This is a genomic window from Rhodovarius sp. (assembly GCF_040399605.1).
Lineage (GTDB): Bacteria > Pseudomonadota > Alphaproteobacteria > Acetobacterales > Acetobacteraceae > Rhodovarius > Rhodovarius crocodyli_A.
In genome coordinates, this window is the sequence record NZ_JBBARU010000107.1 from 1 (window position 1) to 3,493 (window position 3,493).

Consider the following 3,493-nt stretch of genomic DNA (forward strand, 5'->3'; position numbering starts at 1 on the left):
GCCAGCTTGGCCCTCAGGGCTTCCAAGGTCCATCAGGCACCACCGGAGCCACCGGAGCCACCGGAGCCACCGGAGCCACCGGCCAGCTTGGCCCTCAGGGCGTCCAGGGTCCATCAGGCCCCACTGGCCCTACGGGCGCCACAGGCTCGTCTGGATCAACTGGGCCATCAGGCGTCACTGGTCCAACCGGCCGCACTGGCCCTTCAGGTCCTACAGGGCCGCCCGGAAGCACGCCCAGCCTGAACCCCTTCAGCGGGGCAATCAGTCAGTCTGGCACGTCCTTTGCAGTGGACGCCTCAGGCAAGCTCACTGCTTACACCATGTCGCTCACTGGCCCCACCGGCGGGGCCTCCATTGTGACCAATCTTGTGGTCGGCACCGGCACGTCCCTGTCGGCCGAGTCTTCACTGGTGGCCGTTGGAGCGATGCCGGCCGTTGGGGCCACGCCCGGCTGTCACCTGGGCCGCCTTGCACCCGCCGGTGGGTCTGTACTGCGCTTGCTGCAGGCTGACACCACGGCTGCTCCCGCACTGGTGCACTTTGGTTTGGTCAATGACGTGTCGGCGCTGCGGGGTTCCCTGCAATACAACTTCAACACAAATGACGACCTCTTCAAGATCTACACGGACGGGGGCTTGAACTGCATGACCCTGTGTCAGACGGGGTGCGTGATTGGGCCCAACATCTCGATTCCAAATGAAACGGTGCCGGAGAGCTCGCTGATTGTTTCTGGCTACCGACCGTCCACAAATCCTGTCACGGCGGGGGTCCACAGTGGCCTCGTCTTTGGTACGATGGCGTCCCTGGCGCTGGCTGCCACCGCAAAATCGGGCTACTGCAACCTGGACATGACCTACGCCGGCATGACGGCGGCCGCCACCCCAACTCTCAGAGTTCAGGCCAACCACACGCTGAAGACGGCTCAGTTCCTGATGGGGGCCACAGGGACGGTGGAGACCCTGCGCCTCACGCCCACCTACAACGCATCGTTATTGAACCTGGCCATTGGACCCACCGGCTCAGCTCCTTCGGCTGCGCTGCATGTGACTGGCAGCGCCAACTCCACGCTGACCACCGGAATCTGCGCCTACATGGATCCGGTGGCTCCCAACATTGCGTGCATGGCTCTTGTGGCGGGCAACAACAGCTCAAGCAGCCAGCTGGACTTCAAGTACTCGGGGCAGAACACCACAGGGACCACTTCGACCGCCATCAAGGGCCGGATATCGCTGAACCACAACCTTGGAACGATGAACTTCTACAATCAGCAGGGTCAGTTCATGTGCGTGGATGGCGGCGCCACAAGTCAGGTCATGATTGGAGCAACTACAATCGTTGGGACCAATAAGCTTTACGTCAACGGAGGCAGCCAGGTGAACGGTCTCCTCACGGTGACAAACGGCACTTCCCAAGCCGTTGCAGTGACAGGCTCGCTGGCCGTGAATGCTGGCGTTGGACAGGCTCTGGGGTGCACCGGCTACGCCCAGATCATCAACCCGGCCGCTCAGGGGCTCAGCGTGTACGGTTTCACGGTCCTGGACGCCTCGGCCTCCAGCAACACCGCCCTCAACGTGAAGGGGGGCGGCTCCGGGACTGCGCTCGCTGTGCAGGGGGGTAATTTCACCTGTTCCGGCACAAAGACTTTTGACATCAATCATCCCACAAGGGCCGGGTTTCGGTTGAGACACAGGTGCATCGAAAGCCCAAAGGCTAGGCTGCTCTACGAGTACACGGTGGAGGCTCAGGAAGGCCTGAACACCACGCCTCTGCCCACCTGGCTCACCACTCTCAATACAGAGTTTGCCGTCCACTGCAGCCCTTTCCGGCACTTTGACGTGGCCTGGGGAGAAGTGGTGGACGGCAGCCTGCAGATCACAGCCAGTGCAGCCGGCACGTTTCTTGTGCTGCTTCTGGGCACTCGTTCCGACAGAGCGGCTGCAGGAGAGTGGCAAGAGTTTGGGGTCGAGTATCCAGATCCCAACCCACAGTAAATGCTTCCTGCGCCGCACTACCGTCAGGGGACCTACCCACCATATAGCTTCTTTCCAACGTTTGGGCCGCCGGGCGTGGTGCCTGCAGAGTACAAGAAGGGGGTGGAGGATCACCTCTCCGGCATGCTGCAGCGGAAGAAGGCCACCAACGACCTCCTCAGAGCCAGGGCTCGTGAGATGCTCCCGCAGCACGAGGAGGAGGTCTTCCACGACCCCGAAGAGATCGATCCGGACATGCCGCCGCTGGAGGAAGTCCCTGCGGCCATGCCCGACCCTCACAGGCCCGACGGGGGGGACGACGCCGCCCAGCCGGTGGTGGCGCCGGTGGCTAGGACCCCCGCAATCCAGCGAGTGGGCCAGGGCCTGGGGTTGGCCACTGCGGTTGGAGCCCTTGCCGTGGCTCACACGGCCCGCTTGACGTACGGACTTGCTCAAGGCCTCACGTTTGGCGGACTTGGCACGGACAACTGGACGCCCTGGCCTTACATGGACAGGGACCCCCCAGAACCACCAGCGGAGTTCCCACCAGGCCACCCCGGCGCTCCCCCTCCCCCGCACCTGGCGCACGTCACCCCCGAGATTCCTGCAGAGGCCCCTCCCGTCCCGCCGCAAGCTCAACACAACCCTCAGGTGTATACCATCCACGGCTCGAGCTCAGAAGAAAACGAACCAGAAGCGGAGGATGCCCCGCCCCTTGCACGGCCTCGGTCCGGTGGGCGGAGCGGCGGGTCTGGGCGGCCCAGCGGCATGACCTCCGGGAGCTCAGGCAGCTCCTCCTCTCATGGGCCTTACCCAGGGGCGGGCGGGAGCTCTGGGAGCTCGGGGAGCTCCGGGAGACCTCGTCCGTTCCCGTGGCCAATGTAGAAATGGGATCCGGCCTCCTGTTCTGCCTCAGCCGACCAGAAGCCCTGAGGGCCGAGGCCCAGATGCTCCACGCCCTGGCGGACTTCATCGACCCGTCAGACGAAGACTGCCCCCACTGCGGACAGAGCCTCGCCGACGGTGCAGTTCACCCACTCCCCACGGCGTTCGTGCTGGCTCAAGGCCCGCAGCACCAGGGGTTCAAGGCAGCCGGCCTCTTCAAAGACGGCCACCAGCTTGATGTCCCCCCAAGGGTTTGAGCGCCGGTGCTCGCCGAGCCTCCTGTCGACGTCGCACGACCTCCCGATCTTGACCAGTGGGCCGTTGCTCAAAACGTACAGATGGTGGCCGTAGGCGAGTCCTGCCTTGACCATGGTTTGTTCTTAACGCAACAACACCACTCGATCGACGAGTTGTTGCGTTCGACAACCCAATCTTTTTTTCTTGCGACAATTCAAACCAGCCATGACCGCCCTTGACAACGCCTTTGACCTGAGCCGCCTGGTTGTCGGCCCCGCCCACACTGTGGGGAAGAACACCAACAAGGCGGCCCCAATCTGCTATGCGGACGGGAAACTGCCTGCAGTCAATCTCGATGTCATGAGAGTGTGCTTTGAGCCATCTGCGTACAACGACCCCCA

General features: G+C 63.2%; 2 protein-coding genes. One reads left to right on the top strand and one right to left on the bottom strand.

What is annotated here, in order from left to right; all coding sequences use genetic code 11:
• Positions 1-320 precede the first annotated feature (320 nt).
• Positions 321-1,991 (top strand): hypothetical protein, encoded by a 1,671-nt coding sequence (locus tag ABWP84_RS17175; RefSeq protein ID WP_353213252.1) that lies wholly within the window; start codon positions 321-323, stop codon positions 1,989-1,991.
• 959 nt (positions 1,992-2,950) lie between these two features.
• Here the strand turns inward: ABWP84_RS17175 and ABWP84_RS17180 are convergent.
• Positions 2,951-3,226, bottom strand: coding sequence for a GIY-YIG nuclease family protein (locus tag ABWP84_RS17180; protein WP_353213253.1), 276 nt, complete (start codon positions 3,224-3,226; stop codon positions 2,951-2,953).
• Between the last annotated feature and the right edge of the window lie 267 nt (positions 3,227-3,493).

Excerpts from the sequence above, each read along its gene's own strand:
- ABWP84_RS17175 (WP_353213252.1), top strand. The coding sequence starts at position 321 with ATGTCGCTCACTGGCCCCACCGGCGGGGCCTCCATTGTGACCAATCTT.
- ABWP84_RS17180 (WP_353213253.1), bottom strand. The coding sequence starts at position 3,226 with ATGGTCAAGGCAGGACTCGCCTACGGCCACCATCTGTACGTTTTGAGC.